General features: G+C 40.0%; 20 protein-coding genes. 7 read left to right on the top strand and 13 right to left on the bottom strand.

Annotated features, from left to right (window positions below; all coding sequences use genetic code 11):
- Positions 1 to 5 precede the first annotated feature (5 nt).
- The 3 genes from AC2YHV_RS13865 (at position 6) to AC2YHV_RS13855 (ending at position 1296) form a co-directional block, all read left to right on the top strand.
- Positions 6 to 155, top strand: coding sequence for a hypothetical protein (locus tag AC2YHV_RS13865; RefSeq protein WP_487373423.1), 150 nt, complete (start codon positions 6 to 8; stop codon positions 153 to 155).
- A 282-nt stretch (positions 156 to 437) separates the two neighbouring features.
- Positions 438 to 599, top strand: a complete 162-nt coding sequence (locus tag AC2YHV_RS13860) for a hypothetical protein (protein ID WP_487373422.1) — start codon at positions 438 to 440, stop codon at positions 597 to 599.
- Positions 600 to 1152: 553 nt separating this feature from the next.
- Positions 1153 to 1296, top strand: a complete 144-nt coding sequence (locus AC2YHV_RS13855) for a hypothetical protein (RefSeq protein ID WP_156500379.1) — start codon at positions 1153 to 1155, stop codon at positions 1294 to 1296.
- Positions 1297 to 1792: 496 nt separating this feature from the next.
- On the opposite strand, the gene AC2YHV_RS13850 is transcribed toward AC2YHV_RS13855, so the two are convergent.
- The 5 genes from AC2YHV_RS13850 to AC2YHV_RS13830 all read right to left on the bottom strand — a co-directional run bounded on the left by AC2YHV_RS13850 (position 1793) and on the right by AC2YHV_RS13830 (position 7648).
- Positions 1793 to 2965, bottom strand: coding sequence for a C40 family peptidase (locus AC2YHV_RS13850; RefSeq protein WP_268564692.1), 1173 nt, complete (start codon positions 2963 to 2965; stop codon positions 1793 to 1795).
- A gap of 288 nt (positions 2966 to 3253) precedes the next feature.
- Positions 3254 to 4090: a TIGR03943 family putative permease subunit gene (locus AC2YHV_RS13845; RefSeq protein ID WP_063577236.1), complete on the bottom strand. Its 837-nt coding sequence runs from the start codon at positions 4088 to 4090 to the stop codon at positions 3254 to 3256.
- 14 nt (positions 4091 to 4104) lie between these two features.
- Entirely contained in the window at positions 4105 to 4986 is an 882-nt protein-coding gene (locus AC2YHV_RS13840) for a permease (protein ID WP_222620109.1), read from the bottom strand.
- A 357-nt stretch (positions 4987 to 5343) separates the two neighbouring features.
- Positions 5344 to 5967, bottom strand: coding sequence for a DNA-3-methyladenine glycosylase (locus AC2YHV_RS13835; protein ID WP_487373421.1), 624 nt, complete (start codon positions 5965 to 5967; stop codon positions 5344 to 5346).
- A 115-nt stretch (positions 5968 to 6082) separates the two neighbouring features.
- Positions 6083 to 7648, bottom strand: coding sequence for an MDR family MFS transporter (locus AC2YHV_RS13830; protein WP_487373420.1), 1566 nt, complete (start codon positions 7646 to 7648; stop codon positions 6083 to 6085).
- A 285-nt stretch (positions 7649 to 7933) separates the two neighbouring features.
- Here AC2YHV_RS13830 and proC point away from each other — a divergent pair, with 285 nt between their 5' ends.
- Both proC and AC2YHV_RS13820 read left to right on the top strand, forming a co-directional pair.
- Positions 7934 to 8740: a pyrroline-5-carboxylate reductase gene (proC, locus tag AC2YHV_RS13825; protein WP_063577233.1), complete on the top strand. Its 807-nt coding sequence runs from the start codon at positions 7934 to 7936 to the stop codon at positions 8738 to 8740.
- Between the two features lie 82 nt (positions 8741 to 8822).
- Positions 8823 to 10190, top strand: a complete 1368-nt coding sequence (locus AC2YHV_RS13820; RefSeq protein WP_487373419.1) for an FAD-binding oxidoreductase — start codon at positions 8823 to 8825, stop codon at positions 10188 to 10190.
- A gap of 255 nt (positions 10191 to 10445) precedes the next feature.
- Here AC2YHV_RS13820 and ald read toward each other — a convergent pair whose 3' ends face one another.
- The 6 genes from ald to AC2YHV_RS13790 form a co-directional block, all read right to left on the bottom strand.
- Positions 10446 to 11579, bottom strand: a complete 1134-nt coding sequence (ald, locus tag AC2YHV_RS13815) for an alanine dehydrogenase (RefSeq protein ID WP_063577231.1) — start codon at positions 11577 to 11579, stop codon at positions 10446 to 10448.
- A gap of 171 nt (positions 11580 to 11750) precedes the next feature.
- A complete protein-coding gene (locus AC2YHV_RS13810; RefSeq protein ID WP_487373418.1) occupies positions 11751 to 12572 on the bottom strand; it encodes an EcsC family protein in 822 nt (273 codons plus the stop codon).
- A gap of 52 nt (positions 12573 to 12624) precedes the next feature.
- Positions 12625 to 13881 carry a PucR family transcriptional regulator gene (locus AC2YHV_RS13805; protein ID WP_057275647.1) on the bottom strand — a complete coding sequence of 419 codons (1257 nt, stop codon included), beginning with the start codon at positions 13879 to 13881 and terminating at the stop codon, positions 12625 to 12627.
- Positions 13882 to 14009: 128 nt separating this feature from the next.
- Complete coding sequence (locus AC2YHV_RS13800) at positions 14010 to 15008, bottom strand: anion permease (RefSeq protein ID WP_487373417.1); 999 nt, start codon at positions 15006 to 15008, stop codon at positions 14010 to 14012.
- Positions 15009 to 15023: 15 nt separating this feature from the next.
- Positions 15024 to 15644 carry a DUF47 domain-containing protein gene (locus tag AC2YHV_RS13795; protein ID WP_034315087.1) on the bottom strand — a complete coding sequence of 207 codons (621 nt, stop codon included), beginning with the start codon at positions 15642 to 15644 and terminating at the stop codon, positions 15024 to 15026.
- A gap of 238 nt (positions 15645 to 15882) precedes the next feature.
- On the bottom strand, positions 15883 to 16881 hold the full coding sequence (locus tag AC2YHV_RS13790) for an inorganic phosphate transporter (RefSeq protein WP_034315084.1): 999 nt from the start codon (positions 16879 to 16881) through the stop codon (positions 15883 to 15885).
- 395 nt (positions 16882 to 17276) lie between these two features.
- On the opposite strand from AC2YHV_RS13790, the gene AC2YHV_RS13785 reads away from it, so the two are divergent.
- Positions 17277 to 18107: an aldo/keto reductase gene (locus tag AC2YHV_RS13785; RefSeq protein WP_487373416.1), complete on the top strand. Its 831-nt coding sequence runs from the start codon at positions 17277 to 17279 to the stop codon at positions 18105 to 18107.
- A 474-nt stretch (positions 18108 to 18581) separates the two neighbouring features.
- On the top strand, positions 18582 to 18836 hold the full coding sequence (locus tag AC2YHV_RS13780) for a GlsB/YeaQ/YmgE family stress response membrane protein (RefSeq protein WP_170946860.1): 255 nt from the start codon (positions 18582 to 18584) through the stop codon (positions 18834 to 18836).
- Positions 18837 to 19108: 272 nt separating this feature from the next.
- Here AC2YHV_RS13780 and AC2YHV_RS13775 read toward each other — a convergent pair whose 3' ends face one another.
- Both AC2YHV_RS13775 and AC2YHV_RS13770 read right to left on the bottom strand, forming a co-directional pair.
- Complete coding sequence (locus AC2YHV_RS13775; protein ID WP_063577227.1) at positions 19109 to 19561, bottom strand: hypothetical protein; 453 nt, start codon at positions 19559 to 19561, stop codon at positions 19109 to 19111.
- Between the two features lie 3 nt (positions 19562 to 19564).
- Positions 19565 to 20377, bottom strand: a complete 813-nt coding sequence (locus AC2YHV_RS13770; protein WP_400450905.1) for a DUF3100 domain-containing protein — start codon at positions 20375 to 20377, stop codon at positions 19565 to 19567.
- Positions 20378 to 20418 lie beyond the last annotated feature (41 nt).

The raw sequence follows: 20418 nt of genomic DNA, 5'->3' as shown, positions 1-20418 counted from the left end.
AATCCTTGAGATTTTTTACATTAATCCTTAAAGGATGGAAGAAATTTGCGACACTCATGCCGAATAACTGGCTTGCCGAGACGCCACAGGCGCTTGCTTTGAGGTGGCTTGGCAGAAAGCCGGCGGAAAGGGAGCGGATTTCTGGAATCGACTGAAATCAAATTTAAGAAAAACCGTAGTAGTCTAGGCTCATCCCGAACCAAGTTTAAGACGAGGTGATCCTTGAGTTTTTTTTACATTAATCCTTAAAGGATGGAAGAAATTTGCGACACTCCTGCCGAATAACTGGCTAGCCGAGACCCCGGAGACGTTTACGTCGAGGAGGCTTGGCAGAAAGCCGGCGGAAAGGGAGCGGATTTCTGGAATCGACTGAAATCAAATTTAAGAAAAACCGTAGTCTAGGCTCATCCCGAACAAAGTTTAAGACGCGGTGATTCTTGAGTTTTTTTACATTAATCCTTAAAGGATGGAAGAAATTTGCGACACTCCTGCCGAGTAACTGGCTAGCCGAGACCCCGGAGACGTTTACGTCGAGGAGGCTTGGCAGACAGTCGGCGGAAAGGGAGCGGATTTCTGGAATCGACTGGAATCAAATTTAAGAAAAAACCGTAGTCTAGGCTCATTCCGAACCAAGTTTAAGACGAGGTGATCCTTGAGTTTTTTTTACATTAATCCTTAAAGGATGGAAGAAATTTGCGACACTCCTGCCGAATAACTGGCTAGCCGAGACCCCGGAGACGTTTACGTCGAGGAGGCTTGGCAGACAGTCGGCGGAAAGGGAGCGGATTTCTGGAATCGACTGGAACTTTTTTGAAATAAAAAAGCTCAGGCAAACTTACTCTTCTTATTAGTATACTTTCTGAAAAGGTCTTCTGTGATGAAGGCCTTTTTTTGTTGGAAATGTAGATAATGTACTTACTTATATCTGCACGGCCCGATCATGGACAAGAATGCAAGTTGAAAAAGTGAACAGGATATACCCAGAATGACAATACCAATATTGGTAACGGTCATTTCAAAATTGAAACCAAGAATTTTTAAACTAAGAGTATTATGAAAATATCATGAAGTAATAGGAAAAGTATTCTTCCTTAGCAGAGAAAACCATTCTTTTTCCTGCTAGCAATTTCTGTAGAGAAGGAGGTCCAAAAAATGCGTAAAAATGTATCATTAGCGCGGTTAATAGAGTCTAATAAAGAAAATCTCAACAATAATCAGATGTTCATAGAGCTTATAGAAGAAAAAGTCCATAGAAAGCAGGTTGAAATGCAGGAAAGACAAGGAAGGATGAAATAGGCCAACGAAAGGAATTATCAAGCTTTGAAGGATTCCGTATCAGTAATCAACTGAATTAGGCGATTGTGGAAATGCAAGGTTAATGCGCCAGGTATGAGGAAAGAGAGGATAAAAAAGGTTAGCTTAACTTTATATTTTATTCTACCTATTGATAAAGAGTAAGTATTGGTATTATAAAATATTTTTAACGGGTGTGTTTATCATTGCTGCGAGTATCTATTATACATTTGGGTTTACTAGTGAAGGTTTAGTTTATTTTGTATATTTTAATGTGTTTTGAGTATTTTTAATCGTAAAATCAATTATAAAAAAAGACTTAATACTTTAACGAATTATAAGCATATTTTAATGCGAGAGTTAGGATGGCTTCAAAAAGAAGGGGTATAAGCCATAACACCAGTTGGCGGCTAGTTAACATTATCATAAGCAAAAAAGCGTGTATGATCATTTATCGAAACACGCTTTTTTGCTTTTTATCGTATACTGCCACCATCATTTAGTTTAGGACTCGGACTGCCTTCACAAAGCTTGGTCCCCAGTAGGAATTGTTAATGTTAGCGTAGGATACACCTTTAGATGTCGAAGCATTCAGCATTTGACCGTTACCGGCATAAATTCCTACATGATTGATTACTCCATCGTTATTGGTATCGAAAAATACTAAATCCCCTTTTTGCAGGGCCTTTGAGGATACAGCTTTACCAACGTGTGATTGGGCCACTGAATTTCGAGGCAAGGAAATACCTGCACTTTGGAATGCTCTTAATGTGAATGAAGAGCAATCAAATACATCAGTGCGTGAAGTGCTCGCACCGTAAACATACTTGGCTCCCAAGTATTTAGCGCCAGCTGCCAAAACTTGATCTGCCTTGTTGGATTTGGACGGTTTATTAATTGCAGATACCGAGGCCTTCCCTGAAACCCGGATGGTTTGGCCGATACGAATACGATCTGAATTGGAAATGTTAGGGTTTATTTTAAGTAAGGCACTAAGGGAAAGGTTATATCTTTTAGCGATTGTTGATAAGGAATCCCCTAATTTAACGACATAAACGCCTGTTGTATTTTTACCTTTATCCGGATTGCTGGTAATGGCATTAACCTTCAAGACCTGACCTGGAAAAATGAGAGTGCTAGTCAAATGATTCATAGACTTTAATTGTTGGACAGTCATATTATTGACTCTGGCAATTTTGCCCAGGGTATCCCCGGATTTGACTTTATATGTAGCATTTGAACTATTTTTAGCCGTAGAGCTGGATCCGGACGTTTGTCCGGAAACCCGGATGGTTTGGCCAATATATATCCGGTCCGAACTAGAAATATTAGGGTTTAATTTAAGCAGGGCACTAACGGATACATTATATTTATTGGCAATTTTAGATAAAGAATCCCCAAGTTTAACCACATATTTTTCGGTTTTATCTTTACTTTTATCTGTATGGTTGTTAAGGGTATTAAATTTCAAGACTTGGCCGGGAAAAATAAGGTTACTAGTCAAATGGTTTTGAGATTTTAAGTGCTGGACAGTTGTATTATTGGCTTTAGAGATTTTATCCAGGGTGTCCCCTGATTTAACTTGATAAGAACCAGCATAAGCAGAAGTGCCGGCGATTAGGGTACCTATAATGGTCCCCGCAAGAATGAAAGAGTTTTTAGAATTGTTCATTTAGGAAAGTTCCTCCTGAAGTGGTAAAAAAATATCTAGCATTTATATTATAAAGGTATGGAATATAAAAAACATGACCCATATAAATAAAATTCAACTTTTTCGTCATTTTTCGGGTAATCTTGCTACAGGTAAATGGGCATTTATGGGATTTAGGTGGAGTGTAAGAGGGCCATACTGTAATTTCGCATAACTGGATAAAAAGGGCATTTCATAAAAATGGAGGTTTTAGGTGATTAAAAAGAAAGGTAAGGATGGCATATCCTTACCTTTCCATGATTCATTTTTTTAATATTGTCTATAAACGTAGGGATCATCCGGTTCAGCGATTTTACTATGTGATGATACTTTGAGCAGGGGAATGGTTTTCTTGAATGGCTGATAATAAATGGATTCCAATTCACCTGTCACGGAATACCACTCATCATTTTTAGGATGCATTCCTTCAGGAAATTCGATTAACATACCGAATACCCCAGAGTCAGCGACACAGTGAATGACCCCAAAACGAAACAGGAATACCTGGTTTTTGGCTAGCTCATCTGAATTGTACGAAAATCCGGTTAACGTTATTTGTTTGCCAGTGAACTTTCCAGGAGAGTAATAGATGGCTTCTAAATCGTTTAGATAGTTTTCATCTGTTAATTGGAGACTATCACGATCGACCAGTCCTTTGAGAGAGTTATCCATTAAAGTTAAATAGTCATCCTTGCCATAATAAAGACTCGTATCCGGCTGCAGGAATTGATGCTGGCTATATTCATCCGAGTCTTCATATACAGGGAAATGAAAACCTTTTTTTTCTACAATATTGGAGTCCATAGTGGCAACAGGCAAAAAGAGACCGGTTAAAATGGGAATGAAGTATAGGAAGTAAGTAAGGTTCCTTTTCCATTTCTTATTTTCCCGGGAGTGATCATGTCCGCACTGACAATCAACACCTTCTTCTTGATTACCTTCCTTAAAATATAAGTAAGATCCCATTAAAGTGAATATTGCCAGTATATAGATAGCAATCTGTGAAACATATGAATATTCCATATTAATGTATTTCGATATATTCCCTGAGGCGTGTAAATGCATGAATAAAAAAGTAAGTCCAAGTAATATGAATAATCTTCCCATATAAAACACCCTCTTTAAGAAATAAACAATAAAGTTAGGCCTAAGACGGAAATAAATATATAGGCCATCAAACATAAAACGAATTTTGTTTTGAAGGTACCTAAAAGCATGATCGTATTTTTAATATCAAACATGGCCCCAAATACAAGAAAAGCAACTAGTGAAGAGGGAGAGAAGGTACTTCTAAAAGAACTTGCAACAAAGGCGTCCGCTTGGGAACACAAGGACATGACATAGGATAAAGCCATCATGACTGCATTCCCTGATAGTTTTCCTTGACCGATTTCAAGCAATAGGGATGTTTTCAAAAAGGTTTGAATGGCAGCCGCCAGCAATGCACCAATGATTAAGTATTTTCCAACAGAAAAGAACTCTTCAATCGAATGTTTGAACATCCCCGTTATTTTGTCATTAAATGTAAGTTTATGGTGATGTATATGTTCGATATGTTCCTGTTTAAGCTGATTTGTCTTAAATTGAAAAGACAGGATGAATGCAATGATCAGGACGACCGCGAATGCAATTCCGCCACGATAGAAAACCATGCTCCAGCTATTGCCAAACGCTATATAGGTGGAAAACAGGACGATCGGATTGAGAATGGGTGCAGAAAGCATAAAGGCAATGGCCGCTGAAAGAGGAACCCCTTTAGCGATCAAACGGCGGGTGATCGGGACGATTCCGCACTCGCAGGCAAGAAAAAAGACTCCTGCACCTATTGCGGATAGAACAGATAAGATCGGATTTTTCGGAATGATTTTTGCAATCATCTCTTCCGACACAAAAATTTGGATGATTCCAGATATAAGGACTCCCAGTAAAATGAAGGGAAGGGATTCAATTAGGATACTAATAAAAATTGTATTCATTTGCAAAAGGGCCTGAACGTTCATCATAAACCACCTTCCATATTGCTGACTTAACTATATTAGGTTCGTAATAGAAGGAAGTCAATTTATTATTACTGGGGAAATAGGCTGGAAGATGAATGGGTAAGGAAATTATGGGAATTGAATTATGGGATATTGAGGGGACTTGAATAATCTAATGTATAAGTTTGGCAGAAATTAAACTTCAATTAAAGTCTTGTTCCTTTTGAGGCTAGGGCTGTCATTAGCTATATTCATAATACTTTCATATACGATACTTGATATGGATTTCGGGATGCTTACCGACAAAGCAAAATCCCCTCTAAGTTGTGTAACATACACAGAATTACAATGTTCGCTTAGAGGGGAATAACATCATGGAGACTATTTTGGTCCCCTTTTATTAATTAAGTTCTTACGGGATATAAATGGATTGTCGGTAACCCAGAAACGCCAAGGGTAATCCTTTGCTTCCCCGGAGTTGTCGATTCCGACGCGGGGACCGCTGGATATGTGGCCAGGCTTTTCTCCGGCAGCCAGATATAGCGGGGGATCGGTAAAAGATCGGCCATAATCATCCATGGTGATGCCTAGTGCCTTTGTTAGCTTCCCTGGTCCATCGGTCCATTTACGAATATCGGCAATTCCGCGTCTTTCATGCATTAACTCGAGCCCTGAATACGGTTCAATCGCGCGAATTAATATGGCTTCCGGATTTTCAGGTCCGCCGCTTACGACATTGACCAGTGTATGTGTGTGCATGACGTATGTATAGATCAAACCGGAATTTCCGAACATCACTTCCGTCCGTTTTGTCCGTCTATTTCCAAAACTATGTGCGGCCCTGTCCCCAGGTCCCATGTAGGCCTCTGTTTCAACAATGAATCCAGAAGCGGTTCCTTCCACTGTTTCTTTTACGATCAGGCAGCCAAGAAGCGATTTCGCCAGTTCAAGCGTGGGCTGCTGATAAAAATCAGCAGGCAAAATTGAATCGTTTATCTTGTCCATAGTATCACCCCATTTAGTCTCATATAGGTAAAATGCCCTTATCAAATGAAAAAGAAACATGGATTGAAGGGATGAAAAAGGCCGGCTGATTATATCAGCCGGTCCCGAGCCTGTTTTAGCTTAATTCTTTTTCCGTTTCTTGATCTCTTTTGATTCGGCCCGAACCCACGGAAAGTGCCACTAATATCCCTGCGGAAACGAAAAAGATACCGGTGATGAAAACACTGGAGAATGCATCGATCCAAGCATTTTCTATCGTTTTAACAAGGACATTGCTGACTTCTGCGGGCATTTTTAGGTTTTCGGGATAAAGCATGATGTTGAATAACGTATCCGTTTTATCGGCTAATGCTTTCAGTGCCTCATGCAATATAGGGTTCTTTTGACTTACGACCGCATCATCCATATTTTGCTGGAGATTGTGATTCATGACAGCATTCAAAATCGTGATGCCCATCGTTCCACCTATTGAGCGGAAGAAGGTTGAAGCCGCTGTAACCGACCCTAGCTGCGATTTTGGAAATTCGTTTTGAACGGCAATCATCAATGTCGGCATGACAAGCCCCATACCTATCCCAAGGATGGCCATGAATGAGTACGCAGTGAATATAGTCGTACTGCCGTCCATCATACTCATTAGGAAAAAGCCAAGCGTCGCAAAGGCCATTCCAAAGGTAAGCACGGTACGAAAACGGAATTTCAAAAGTAACCGCCCGCCAATGATGCTGGAAAGAATCATACCAATCATCATCGGAGTCATGGTCGATCCCGCTTTTGTTGGTGAAACTCCCAAAACGCCTTGCATGAACAGCGGGACGAACATGATTGCCCCAAACATGCCAAGGCCAAGCAGGAATCCTAAAATATTCGTGGTGGAAAAAACTCTATTTTTAAAAAGGGATAAATCAAGGATCGGTTCGACCGCTCTTCTTTCAAAAATGATGAATAGGACAATGAAGACAATGGTGCTGCCGAAAATCAAGATAGATTCCAGTGATAACCATTCGAATTTATCACCACCGAAGGTCAAGCCAAGCAATAACAGGACAATACCAGGAATCAAAGTGAAGATTCCTAGATAATCGATATTCACTTTCTCAGTTTCCCTTATCGCTTCATGTTTCAATCCTACATAAATCAAAATGGCCGATAGCAAGCCTGTCGGTACATTGATCAAAAAAATCCAATGCCAGCTGATATGGTCAACGATCAGGCCGCCCAGAAAAGGGCCGATGACAGAACTTAATCCAAAAAGGGCTCCGAATACACCCTGCCATTTGGCTCTTTGTTCCGCAGAGAATATATCGCCGATGATTGTTTGGGATAAAGGCATGATCATTCCGCCGCCGATTCCCTGCAGACCTCTGTAGATGATCAATTGCTCCATCGAAGTGGCTGTGGCACATAAAAACGAACCGATCGTAAATATGATTGTGCCAAGCAGATAAAGGGAACGCCTGCCATATAAATCAGATAGCTTTCCAACAATGGGTACAACAGTCGTTGAGGCTATTAAATAGGCAGTCGTTACCCATGCAAAGATGGTGAAACCATTTAATTCCCCGATAATTGTCGGCATGGCCGTACCGACGATCGTCTGTTCCAATGAACTGAAAAACATTCCTATGATCAATCCTGTTAAGACAAGCTTGGTATTGACCGCTTTTTTTTCCATTTGCATAGCATTTCTCCATTTCTATAACTGTATTTCTTATTCGTTTGTGACTAATAGGTCAAAATTATAAATCTCTAATGACCAATTAGTCAACATTTTTTTTGCAAAAGAATTCAATTACTTGACTATAGTGGGTAAAGGTGAATATACAAATTCATCCATATCACCTTAAGTAATTCGACCAGAAACCACCAAATCCTTCCTGTTTAATATCTCCAACGTGTTTCCATTTATCATATCCGATATAATAAAGTGGGAACATAGATGAACTTATGATTGGAAGTGTAAGATATGAATAAAAAAATCGGGTTTATTGGATGCGGCAAAATGGGTGAGGCAATGCTTGAGGGCATGCTGCATGCAGAGGTCATTTCACCTGAAGGAATCATGGTCAGTACTTCGAGTGCGGAGACCAAAACTAAAATCACCACGAAATATAACGTTAGGGGTACTTTGGATAATAAAGAGGTTGCCGGTTTTGCCGATTTTCTCTTTCTGGGGATCCAACCTGCCATGCATAAGCAAGTGCTTGAAGAAGTGAAGAATCATGTTAAAGAAGACGCCGTTATCATTACTATGGCAGCAGGGATCACTGTATCTCTAGTTGAGAACAGCTTCGAAAAAAGAGTGAAGGTTGTCCGGACGATGCCAAACACTCCTTCGCTTGTCGGTGAAGGCATGACTGCCATGTGCATCAATGATGAAATTACCGATGCTGATATAGAGGATGTGACTGCACTGCTGAATAGTTTCGGTAAAACGGAAATCCTGCATGAAGATTTGATGGACGCAGTTCCGGCCATCAGCGGTTCGTCGCCTGCTTATGTTTATATGTTCATCGAGGCGCTGGCTGATGGAGGGGTCCGTGATGGCATTCCACGAAAACAAGCATACCGAATGGCAGCACAAGCTGTAATGGGAGCTGCTAAAATGGTACTGGAAACGGAAAGACATCCTGCTGCTTTAAAGGATGATGTCTGCACGCCGGGCGGATCAACGATTTCTGCGGTAGCGGCTTTAGAAGAGAATCAGCTAAGATCCAGCATTCTGCAAGCAATGAAGGCCTGCACGGATAAAACGAAAGGTTTCAGTAAATAAAGAAAGATGGATTGCCTATTAGCGGGCAATCTCATCCGCGAACCATTTTCAGAATGTTCGGGGAAAAGAGGAGGCTGTAATAATGAAAGGTTATATAGAAGAATTAAGGAAGATACTTTCGGAAGAACAAGTAACGGTGAATGAAACTTTATTGGAACAGCACAGCCATGATGAATCATATCACAGCCCGCATTTACCGGATATGGTCATATATCCAAGGGATACTGCAGAAGTAAGCGCAGTCATGTGTTATGCGAATGAGCATGAAATACCAGTCATTCCTTTTGGGTTAGGATCAAGTTTGGAGGGGCATGTCATTCCAGTCAAAGGGGGTATTTCCCTGGATTTGTCCTTGATGAATCAAATATTGGAAATCAGGGAAAATGATTTCCTTGTTAAGGTCCAACCGGGTGTGACAAGGACGCAACTTAATAAAGAATTAAAAAAATACGGTTTGTTCTTTTCCGTCGATCCTGGCGCCGATGCTACATTGGGTGGGATGGCAGCTACGAATGCAAGTGGGACGACCTCGGTCAAATATGGGATAATGCGCGATCAAGTCAGGGATTTGGAGGTGGTTTTAGCAAACGGTGAAGTGATTCATTCCGGAAGCTTAGCGACAAAATCATCTTCAGGCATTCATTTGAATGGCTTGTTTGTCGGCTCTGAAGGTACGCTGGGTGTATTTACTGAACTGACATTGAAGGTATATGGCATCCCTGAAGTCACAATGGCCGGAAGAGCCTCATTTCCAACCGTCGAACAGGCAGTATCTGCGGTTAATGGGATCATGCTTGCTGGAATCCCGATTGCACGAATTGAATTGGTGGATGCCGAGTCCATAAAAAAAGTTAATCAATTCATGGATAAATCCTATGATGTCCAACCAACTCTATTCCTCGAGTTTCATGGGAATTTTGCCGGACTGGAACAGGACGTCAAATTTGCCAAGGAAATCGTAAGTGATTTTGGCTGTGGAGATATCCAGTTTGAAACCGATTCAAAAGCACGGAACGCCTTATGGGAAGCGCGCCATAATCTCGCGTACGCTTTCATTCATAGTGCACCCGGAAAAAAGCTGATGGTGACCGACGTAAGTGTGCCACTACATGCATTATCGAATGCCATACTGGATACAAGGAAGAAAGTCGGACAATCCAAAGTGGAGGGTGCAATTGTAGGACATGTAGGTGACGGGAATTATCACGTATTGTTCATGATTGATTTGAAAAATCCTGAAGAAGTTAAAGAAGCGAAGAGGTTAAATGAAGAAATCGTCGAATATGCATTAACAAAAGGCGGTACATGTACGGGTGAACATGGGGTAGGACTTGGAAAATCGAAGTATCAGCGAAGGGAACACGGAGCTGCTTATGAAGTGATGAAAACGATCAAACAGGCTTTGGATCCGAAAGGAATAATGAACCCTGGAAAGATTTTTATAGATTAAGAGGAATATTCTATTTTGTATGATTAGTAAGGACATCAACCGGGGAAAGGGCAGACTTGATCAAGAAGTGGCATATCTTATATCTCCGGAAAAATCGCCCGTCCGAGCAGATAATCCAACCCATATGAGGATAATTCGACCCTTGTGCGGAATATCCCGGCCTGATCCAGATATCATACGAAGAAGCTCAGCTTCATCGAGGCCCTCGACCAAAAAAAATAAGACTCCAGACAAGATTCTGGAGTCTTATTAATATTAAGCGTTAATGTTATTCGGGTTTAAGGCGTTTTCAACACTTACGTAATTGTAGCCAAGGTCTGTGGCAACTGCTTCGAACGTGATTTCACCGTTGGCCACATTGACGCCTTTTGCAAGAGCATCATTTTCAAGGATTGCTTTGATGGCACCTTTATTTGCAATTTGAAGTGCAAATGGGACTGTTACGTTAGTTAAAGCTACTGTAGAAGTTTGAGGCACTGCCCCTGGCATATTCGCCACTGCATAATGAACTACTCCATGCTTAACATAAGTAGGGTTATCATGTGTTGTTATGTGGTCGACAGTTTCAAAGATACCGCCTTGGTCGATTGCAACATCGACAATGACTGAACCTGGAGACATTGTTTTAACCATATCTTCAGTAACGAGCTTAGGAGCTTTAGCACCTGGAATCAATACGGCACCGATTACTAAATCGGCATCTTTGACTGCTTCTGCAATATTATAAGGGTTGGAGATGAGTGTGGTCAGTTCATTTCCGAAAATATCATCAAGCTGACGAAGGCGGTCAGGGCTTAAGTCAAGAATGGTAACATCTGCGCCTAAACCAATAGCGATTTTAGCAGCATTCGTTCCAACCATTCCTCCGCCGATTACAGCGACTTTACCGCGTTTAACTCCAGGAACTCCGCTTAAGAGTATTCCTTTACCGCCGTTATTTTTTTCAAGGAACTGAGCACCGATTTGTGCAGCCATGCGGCCTGCAACTTCACTCATTGGTGTCAATAATGGAAGTGTGCGGTTTACTGCAACCGTTTCATAAGCAATGGCCAAGACACCGCTTTCTTTTAGTGCCTGAGCTAGTGCCGGTTCTGCCGCAAGATGTAAATATGTGAAAAGGATTAAATCTTTTCTGAAATATTTATATTCAGATGAGATAGGTTCTTTTACTTTCATGATCATTTCTGTACTTGCCCAAACGCTAGCAGCGTCCTCGACTATAACAGCACCAGCTTCTTGATATGCTTCATTTGTGAAACTGCTACCTAGACCTGCGTTCATTTCGATTAATACTTCATGTCCTGCATTGACTAATGCCACGACCCCAGCTGGAGTGATAGCTACACGATTTTCATTGTTTTTAATCTCTTTTGGAATTCCTATTCTCATCTTAATCCCTCCAATAATATGTTTTACTATTTGTATCACAAGTATAGTTGGAAAAAGAAACAGTTAGTATGTGGAAATCAGAAAAATGAAAAAGGTGTATTTGTGGAATTCCACAAACGCAGTTTCAAAAACCATGGACTTGCGAGGATCAAGACCTTTGTAAAGCTGAAATCAATTCTTTGCAATAGGTTCTTGAATGCGCTCTAAAATCCTTCTTTTCTTGTAAAGCATGATTCCCGTATCGGCGATATCGGCAATCATCGAACGATTTGTAATGGCGCCAAATATTATTCCGGCAACAGGAACCATTTGCAAAAGCTTTTTCCAGCCAAACTGATCGCGGTATGTATAAACGACTTCTCGCCACCCTTGCAGTTCGGATGCTATTTCCCTTTTTGATTGGGAATCCGTCTGGTTCATGTTCGACAATTCATTTAATAGAGCCTTTTTGCCGACAACATCCGATGTTGTAAATTGCAGACATTTGACGATGAAAATACGTTCTTGGCGGTCTCTAGGATTGAAGCCATATGTGATGGCGATATCCTGAAGGGTTTTGATGGACATCCCGAGAAGAAGTGGGATGTCGATGGCCAAGGTGAAGATTCCGCCAATCCCGGTAGTGGCACCTTGAACCGTTGCCAATTTGCTGCCTGAAGTTTTAATATCCTGACTCACGCTATCCATGATATGGAGGGGGATGCTTGAAACCTCTTCCAGGTCATTAATATTCAACTCGGGAACCTTGGCTTGCAGCTGACTAAGAATATGGGCTTCTTTCGTTAAATATTTTCCGCCATTCTGAATGTAGCTGCCGATTTCATCAAGCATGACACCCAATTTTTTTTGAATGAAATCTGGTGTCAACTTATCCAATAGCTTGAAGGGGATGCGCCCAATCCGTTCCCAAAACCATAGTCCTTTCTGATCTTTCTCCCATTTTTCAATGATTGTTAATTCTTTTTCAAGTTCTTCTTTTGTTTCTAATTTCATATGAACAACCTTTCCACACTTCTTTTAGTATTCCATATCTGGGAATATATCATTAATTTTTTTTGGAAAATTCATCATATTGATTAAGTTTAATGTTAAGAAAGAGGGACATTTTTTGAATTGGATCTTTTAATCGAATATTTCCCACTTCAGAGATTCTTTTTAATCGGTAATTCAATGTATTTACATGAATATGAAGATTTTTTGAAGCTTCATTTGGGTTGCAGTCTTTCTCTAGATAGACGGTGAGTGTTTGCAGCAATTCCGTCTGGTTCTTCATATCGTATGCTTTAAGTTTAAGGATGGAAGGATGAACACGACGCTGTTTGTTGCTTGCGAGTGATTCAATCATTTGAAACATGCCAAGTTCTTCATAATGTAAAATGAGTGCCATGTCATCAGGGAATATATTCTTCATTTTTAGGGTGTATAGAGCTTCTTCGTAGCTTGATTTAACATCCATTAAGTTTTTATACATATTTCCAGCCGTTCCAAGGATATGCTCAACACCGAAACGCCGTTTCATCTCCAGAATGAAAAAAGGGATGAACTCATAAATCGATGAAGTGAAAGAAGGGCTGTTTTCCTGGTTGGCTCCCGCGAAAAGAATGAGCTTGTTATGGTCAATGGCAAATAAGGAACTGTTTATCTTTTGAGTGGTCGTTAACATGTATGAAATGTAGCGCTCCACTTCGCGATTGATCTCTTTAGGAAATTCGAATACCAATATGGAAAAAACCACTGGAACATGGATTGAGAATTTCTTGTAATTTTCAATTATTTCCGATTCTTCTTGGTAGTGCCCGGTCAACATGCGCCATAGGAACTCTTGATGACCTGCTTCTTTCCTTTTCTTTTTCAATTGCAATTGCTGTAACTGGTTCTTTGCCTCCTTGGCAGCGAATTGCAGAAATTTCATATCTTCTTCGGTGAAAGGTTCATTTACTTCCAATGCCCAAATGAATCCAAGCACTTCATTATTTTTCCGGATGGAAACCGCAACCCTGTTACCGAGACCGACATCATTGATGGCCCCGATTTTAATGGGGGCATCTTCCTTCAATAACGCAGGGATGAAGCCATCTTTCCATAAACTGTTGATGACCTTTTCAGGGACACGTCTTCCGATTATGGTCATGATACGGGCCTGATCCGTCGTATCATCGTGAGTGCTATAGGCAAGTAAGCGGTGGTTACCGTCCTCGATTGTAATGGGGCAACCTAAAACAGAACTGATTCTATCGGCAAACTCCATCATATCTCCATAAAGGTCTTTAAAAATATCTCTATTTTTTTCGAATTCCTTCATTTTTATTTTGCCCCTCGCTAAAAAAAATTCCTTCTCCTTGAATTTTAAACGATTTCCTATTGATAAGCATAGATAAATCCTTGTAAAACAGAAAATCCCTACCGATGGAAACCGGAAGGGATTTTATTTTAGAATAAGAAGTTAATTAAAAGATAAAGCAAACCAGCTAATGTTGCCGAGATGGGAATGGTAATGAACCAAGTGATGATCATTCTTTTTGCCGTTCCCCATTTTACGCCCTTGACACGATGCGCAGACCCAACACCAAGGATTGAAGACGAAATAACATGGGTTGTACTGACTGGCATGTGTATTACAGTCGCACCGAAAATGATAAAGGCTCCGGTTAAATCGGCTGCAACACCATTGACCGGGCGGATTTTCATGATTTTGCCGCCAACGGTTTTAATGATTTTCCATCCGCCGACGGAAGTTCCAAGTCCCATTGCGAGAGCACAGGAGAACTGAACCCATAAGGCGATATCGGTACTTGATGCATAACCATTTGCAATAAGGGCCATCGTGATGATACCCATCGCTTTTTGTGCGTCGTTCGTTCCGTGGGTATACGATTGAAGTGCTGCAGTAGCAATCTGTATAGTCCGGAATTTTTGGTTTGTTTTTGTCAGGTTATTGTTTTTAAAGACAACTTTAAAGATGCTGTATACGATAAACCCGATTACAAAAGCAATTAACGGGGAGAAGATCAAAGCTTGAAGAATTTTCATGAAACCTTCCCATTTAATTCCAGCGATTCCCGCTGCAGCAATGGCTGCACCAGCAATCGAACCGATCAATGCATGGGAGGAACTGCTTGGTATTCCGTAATACCAGGTTAGAAGGTTCCATATGATAGCGGCAAGCAGGGCAGCCATAATTACATATGAACCATTCGGAAGCGTGAACGGATCCACGATATCCTTCGTTATGGTCTTCGCCACTCCAGTAAATGTCATGGCACCGACGAAATTCATGACGGCTGCCATGATGATGGCATGCCTCGGCTTCAAGGCCTTTGTTGAAACGGCAGTCGCTATTGCATTGGCTGTATCATGAAAACCATTAATGAAGTCAAATGCTAAAGCAAAGAAAACGATTAATATTGTTATAATTAATAAAGTATCCATTTATTGGGGTACTCCTTAGGCGTTTTTCATTATGATTGTTTCAAGTGTATTGGCCACCGCTTGACAGTGATCGGCAATCTCTTCAAGGCTTTCGTAAATTTCTTTATATTGAATGATCCTGATTGGATCTTTTTCAACTGTAAACAAGTTTTTGATTGATTGACGTTGGATTCCGTCACAAACGGATTCAAGATCTTTAATTTTAATTGCATGTTCACGTATCAACGGCAATTTTTTAGTGGATAGTGTATCGACAGCATTTTCAATCTCATAAGTACACTGCTTGATTGCATCCACAAACTTAAGCATATACTCATCTGCATTTACAATTGAGTACATTTCGAATAATGCCGCACAGTGTTCCAAACCGTCTATGACATCATCCATTCTCATGGTTAATTCAAGGATATCCTCCCGTTCGATAGGAGTGATGAAAGCATTGTTCAGCTCTTTGATCACATTATGAACCATTGAATCGCCTTTATGCTCATAGTCTTTCATCGTATCTGAAAATACTTTTAGATCGGAGATATTTTTGAGTTTATAATCCGCGAAATAGTCAGCACCTTCTTTAAGGTTTTGAGCGATGTTAAAAAGCATTACAGCGAATTTGTCTTTTTTTGATTTAAAAGCCATGTTAAAGCCTCCCAATTAGTCATGCAAATTTACGCACTTTAGTCGTACGCTTAGTATTAACAAATTGATTGTAACGAATTCATGTAGGATCCGGGAAGGTTTTTCGACGAAAATTTACAAAATCTTAATAAAACTTTACATAAAAAAACAAGGAAAATTAAAAAAAGGGAAAAACCTGCATTTATAAGGGGGTATTTGTAAAAAAAAAAGCCTTTCCGATATGGAAAGGCAAAAGGTTCTATAAAAATAAAGCAATCAAATAGTAAATGACTCCAGCTAAGGAAGCAGAAATTGGCAATGTAATGAACCAAGTGACCAACATGTTTTTTGCGGTTCCCCATTTTACCCCTTTGATGCGGTGCGCAGAACCGACCCCAAGTATTGAAGAGGAAATGACATGAGTCGTGCTGACCGGCATATGCAGGAAGGTTGCACCGAAAATGATCGCTGCTCCAGTCATATCGGCAGCCACACCATTAACCGGGCGGATTTTCATGATTTTACCGCCAACGGTTTTGATGATCTTCCAACCTCCGATCGATGTACCAAGCGCCATGGCTATTGCGCAAGATAATTGTACCCAGAAAGGAACTTCAGAGGTAGAGGCATATCCGTTAGCGATCAAAGCCATCGTGATGATACCCATGGATTTTTGAGCATCATTCGTCCCATGTGTATAAGACTGGATGGCCGCCGTGACAATTTGTATTCTCCTGAATCGTGTATTGGTTTTTCCTAAATTATTATTTTTGAATACTACCTTGAAGATACTGTAAACAATGAATCCAAGCGTAAAGGCAAGGATGGGAGATAGGATCAATGCTTGTACAATTTTAGTGAATCCACTCCATTTAATAGCATCGAATCCACTGGCCACGATGGCCGCTCCAGCTATTGAACCAATGATCGCATGGGAGGAACTGCTTGGAATGCCAAAATACCAAGTGATTAAATTCCATATTATTGCCGAAATTAGTGCAGCAAGGATAACATAAGAACCATTATTCAATGTGAAAGGATCGACGATATCCTTTGTAATGGTATGCGCTACACCGGTAAAGGTCAGTGCTCCCAATAAATTCATGACCGCAGCCATGATGATTGCATGACGTGGTTTTAGTGCCTTGGTTGATACGGCTGTAGCGATGGCATTAGCCGTATCGTGGAAACCATTGATAAAGTCAAAGACCAAAGCAAAAATAATAATTAGCGCGGTTAAGATGAGAATGCTATTCATACATGGAGGACTCCCTTGATTTCAAGTATGTAAAGTGTATCTAGATTATGGCCGATGAATGGGCACAGGACAGCTTGCACTCCTCAATATATAGCATGGGAGTTTTAGTTTTGATTATTCTTAAAAGATGGCACCTTCTTTTTTACATGGTTTAAAGTCGAACTATACTATTGTAACGAATTACATACCTATTAGGATAGATGTTTCGTCATTTTTATACAAAATATTTAACTTAATGAATGATTAAAAGGTAAAAATGCATCCTTTAATACATATAAATGGTATTTAAGTGTTGTTTTCGCGCTCAAGGACTTTATAAATCCCGATGCTTATGGTTAGAAATAGAAGGTGGAGGGTTGTATAATTGGTAAATAAAAGTAAGGGGGAATGATGGAATGATTTCGAATATTGGGGAAACGATCACCTTACATAATGGAGTTAAAATGCCACAGTTGGGTTTCGGTGTATTTAAAGTGAAAAACGGCAATGAAACGGTTGAGTCCGTCAAAAAAGCGGTCGAAGTCGGTTATCGTGCGATTGATACAGCGGCCATTTATGAAAATGAAGAAGGTGTAGGCCAAGCGATTCGGGAATGCGGAGTGCCACGTGAAGAATTGTTCATAACCTCCAAAGTGTGGAATACCGAGCAAGGATATGATACGACGCTCAAGGCATTTGAAGATAGTTTAAATCGACTTGGATTGGAATATTTGGATTTATACCTGATCCACTGGCCGGGAAAAGATAAATATCTGGAAACCTGGAGGGCCTTGGAGAAGCTTTATAAGGATGGAAAGGTGAAATCAATCGGTGTAAGTAATTTCCATATTCATCATTTGGAAAATTTACTTGCAAACAGTGAAGTGAAGCCGGTCGTCAATCAAATTGAATTGCATCCACTTTTGACTCAAGCCGAAATTCGTGATTACTGTGCAAAACATGAAATAAAGGTAGAATCTTGGAGCCCGCTAGGCAGAGGGAACCTTTTGGAAGAGCCGACAATTAATCATATAGCAAAGAAGCACGGGAAAAGTCCAGCACAAGTGTTGATTAGATGGCATTTGCAACATGATCTAGTTGTAATACCTAAATCGATTACGCCATCCCGTATCAAGGAAAATGCAGAGGTATTTGATTTTTCATTGAGTTTAAATGAAATGAATCAAATAGATGCCTTGAACAAAAATGAACGTTTCGGCAGCAATCCCGATGAACTTTTGTTCTAAAAAGAATACTGCAAATGATAGGAGGGTGTCCCGAAAATGGGGCATCCTTTTTCTTTTTGCTTTATGAACATAATTGAGACGAATGCTGCTTATACTAACTATGTGACAAAGTTAAGCCTATGGTATACCCGTTTAATATATCTGATAATCCTGTTTTTATTGCCAAATATTTTTAAAAAAAATTAGGTTTTAGATTAATTAAACGGGGAAAATAATGAGTACAGCAGCAAACAAAAAGAAAAAATTCACTAACACGAGGATTGTTCAATCAGTTACTCAAGGGCTATAGCTAGCTAACACTACCCAATAACTAAACATTCACATTCATTAGATATTGTGCGAATCGGCATCATACCATTTGAATGTAAAGGTTAAAAGTACTGAAAAAAAGCATGACAATATGGAAGTGATTTAATTTCTTGGAGTCTGCTGCAGAAAATCAAAAAATAACTAATTTGAAGGAGGAAATATATTATGGGATTTTTATGGTCATTAATTATCGGAGGTATCATCGGTTGGTTAGCAGGTATGATTGTTGGACGTGACGTACCATTTGGAATTATCGGTAACATTATCGCTGGTTTTGTTGGTGCATGGTTAGGTTCATTAATTCTTGGGAACTGGGGACCTTCAGTGGCAGATTTCGCTATAATTCCAGCATTGATTGGTGCAATCGTATTTGTCTTCATCTTAAGCCTTATCTTAAAAGGCATGAGAAAAGCTTCATAAATACAAAAATAAAGCTGGCCCAAGTGGCCAGCTATTTTTTTATGCCAAAATGAACGGATTGCTTCCTACATGCAGATAATCCGTCCCAATTGCGTAAAATGGGAAAAAAATTTTGAACTAATCGATCATAATTAAAGTGTAAGTGAAATTGTAAATCAGTTTTTATAAATTTGGCTAGAGGAATCTTATTAAAAAAGTTTTTGTAAGTGTGGGATTTCTGAGAATTACATTTATCCCCATCTCCCATGACAAATTGATATAATAATATGATTTCAAATAATTCCTTGAAAGCGCAGAACAATTTCAGCAATAATTGCGGAACCCAAAAAGGTACCAAGTAATACACACATTCCAACAACGATCGTTTTCCAACCTAGTTTAGCAAAGTCTGCCCATGAACGGCCAATACCTATCCCAGCATAGGCTAAAATGGGTGTAGCTATTGCTAAAAGACTGACATCTGCAGTCCACTTCACAATTTGATCTGACCCAGGCATGCTAGGAACAGTAAGTATAAAACCTAATATTCCAATGTAAGCTATACTTGGGATTTTGAGTGGGACTAGTTTACCGATAACGAGGCCCGCTAAAGAAATAAGGATTAATATAACCATTCCTGGTAAAGCAGTAATTGGGAGTATATCATAGCCAATATAATTTCCAATTAACACCACAACTCCGATAATCCCTAAAACTAATATCCATTCTTGGATGTTCTTTAACATTGGTTACACCCCCACATTCGATTTCATATTTTTACTTTTTCTTCTTGTCATCCATCCATAGAGTTTTTCTGTTAATGGCAAAGCAATAAAAATACTCACATATAAACCTGTTACAGATGTCGCAAGATTACTTGCACCTGAAAAAGCAATAATTTGATCTTTCATTTCTGGAAACGCCGTAACTAGAGGACCTAATGCAGCAGCTGCCATACTTCCACTTCCTATTCCTGTTGCCATAGCAAAGGATAATGGATGAATGGGCGTAACAGTTGCTAACAATCCAGATATTAATCCCATAAATATAGCGCCAAAAACGGTACCAAATATGTATACAGCCATAACTCCACGGCCTTCTGGTGAGGAAAAACCGTATTTATCAGTAATTAAAGCGACATTGGGCTCACGTCCAATAGAGTGTGTCATTCCGATAGATTCTCGTTTCAATCCTAGTAAAACTGCGACTGGAAGGGCCAGAAAAATGGTGCCGAGATTTCCTATTTCTTGAAGTAGTAGTGCAGGTCCTGCTTCAATTAACAGAGGCAAGGCTGGCCCTGCTTGTACCCCAAACTTCGCAATAAGTAATGTAACCGATATAAAAACAAGTGATTCAGCACTTTTGGATTGCTTTTCTTTAACAAGTGGTGTGAAGAATAAAGAAATTCCAATTATAACTGCATAAAGCATTGGTAATAATAAAATAACTCCTGGTCCTAACGGAATTTCGTGTGTACCAATCGTTTCAGCCAGTAATACGATAGCAAAGACGGTGGCATGTACTCGCCAATCTTTCCAAAGTTTTTGTGTTTCAATCGTCATCTTTATCATCCCCTTTGATTTTTGGTCTTGAATTAGGGGCC

The organism is Peribacillus sp. SRI_006 (assembly GCF_057586375.1).
This window is presented reverse-complemented; position numbering and strand designations above follow the sequence as displayed.

Coding starts and splice junctions, on each gene's coding strand:
- AC2YHV_RS13855 (WP_156500379.1), top strand. CDS start 1,153: ATGCGTAAAAATGTATCATTAGCGCGGTTAATAGAGTCTAATAAAGAA.
- AC2YHV_RS13850 (WP_268564692.1), bottom strand. CDS start 2,965: ATGAACAATTCTAAAAACTCTTTCATTCTTGCGGGGACCATTATAGGT.
- AC2YHV_RS13845 (WP_063577236.1), bottom strand. CDS start 4,090: ATGGGAAGATTATTCATATTACTTGGACTTACTTTTTTATTCATGCAT.
- AC2YHV_RS13840 (WP_222620109.1), bottom strand. CDS start 4,986: ATGATGAACGTTCAGGCCCTTTTGCAAATGAATACAATTTTTATTAGT.
- AC2YHV_RS13835 (WP_487373421.1), bottom strand. CDS start 5,967: ATGGACAAGATAAACGATTCAATTTTGCCTGCTGATTTTTATCAGCAG.
- AC2YHV_RS13830 (WP_487373420.1), bottom strand. CDS start 7,648: ATGCAAATGGAAAAAAAAGCGGTCAATACCAAGCTTGTCTTAACAGGA.
- proC (WP_063577233.1), top strand. CDS start 7,934: ATGAATAAAAAAATCGGGTTTATTGGATGCGGCAAAATGGGTGAGGCA.
- AC2YHV_RS13820 (WP_487373419.1), top strand. CDS start 8,823: ATGAAAGGTTATATAGAAGAATTAAGGAAGATACTTTCGGAAGAACAA.
- ald (WP_063577231.1), bottom strand. CDS start 11,579: ATGAGAATAGGAATTCCAAAAGAGATTAAAAACAATGAAAATCGTGTA.
- AC2YHV_RS13810 (WP_487373418.1), bottom strand. CDS start 12,572: ATGAAATTAGAAACAAAAGAAGAACTTGAAAAAGAATTAACAATCATT.
- AC2YHV_RS13805 (WP_057275647.1), bottom strand. CDS start 13,881: ATGAAGGAATTCGAAAAAAATAGAGATATTTTTAAAGACCTTTATGGA.
- AC2YHV_RS13800 (WP_487373417.1), bottom strand. CDS start 15,008: ATGGATACTTTATTAATTATAACAATATTAATCGTTTTCTTTGCTTTA.
- AC2YHV_RS13795 (WP_034315087.1), bottom strand. CDS start 15,644: ATGGCTTTTAAATCAAAAAAAGACAAATTCGCTGTAATGCTTTTTAAC.
- AC2YHV_RS13790 (WP_034315084.1), bottom strand. CDS start 16,881: ATGAATAGCATTCTCATCTTAACCGCGCTAATTATTATTTTTGCTTTG.
- AC2YHV_RS13785 (WP_487373416.1), top strand. CDS start 17,277: ATGATTTCGAATATTGGGGAAACGATCACCTTACATAATGGAGTTAAA.
- AC2YHV_RS13780 (WP_170946860.1), top strand. CDS start 18,582: ATGGGATTTTTATGGTCATTAATTATCGGAGGTATCATCGGTTGGTTA.
- AC2YHV_RS13775 (WP_063577227.1), bottom strand. CDS start 19,561: ATGTTAAAGAACATCCAAGAATGGATATTAGTTTTAGGGATTATCGGA.
- AC2YHV_RS13770 (WP_400450905.1), bottom strand. CDS start 20,377: ATGACGATTGAAACACAAAAACTTTGGAAAGATTGGCGAGTACATGCC.